Origin of the sequence: Xanthomonas pisi DSM 18956 (assembly GCF_001010415.1) — a bacterium.
Lineage (GTDB): Bacteria > Pseudomonadota > Gammaproteobacteria > Xanthomonadales > Xanthomonadaceae > Xanthomonas > Xanthomonas pisi.
Window position 1 is genome coordinate 1 of the sequence record NZ_JPLE01000176.1, and the last position, 478, is coordinate 478.

A 478-nucleotide genomic window follows, 5' to 3' on the forward strand; every position below is an offset into this window, starting at 1 on the left:
GCATTTTCAACATGTTTAGCGTATGTACGTTTAACATAAGGAGAAAGAACTTTATCGACTTTTGAAAATGTAGTTCCGCCATATTGATGGGAAGCAACCTGTGCAGTAATTTGTGCCATAATTGCAGTAGCAACACCAATCGATTTAGGCGTTTCAATTTGAGCATTGCCTAATTTAAATCCGTTCTCAAGCATTCCTTTTAAATCTACTAAACAGCAATTAGTAAAAGGCAATGATATACTGTAATCTAAATCATGAAAATGAATTAATCCAACATTATGGGCATTTACAATATGACTTGGAAGAATACGACAAGCGATATGTTTAGAAACAATACCGGCCATTAAATCTCTTTATGTTGCAAACACACGAGAACCTTTGAAGGTGATTTCGGACTTTAATTCTTTATCTTCAATTGAAATAAAATTTATAACATCTTTTTCTAAAAACATAATTCTATTTTATCCTTTTGAAATTC

Annotated in this window: 1 protein-coding gene; it reads right to left on the minus strand. The window is 31.6% G+C overall.

Annotation, left to right across the window (positions count from 1 at the left end; genetic code table 11):
• Positions 1-344, minus strand: a 344-nt coding sequence (nrdD, locus tag Y887_RS19555) for an anaerobic ribonucleoside-triphosphate reductase (RefSeq protein ID WP_248827425.1), incomplete at its 3' end; no start/stop codon positions are given.
• Positions 345-478 lie beyond the last annotated feature (134 nt).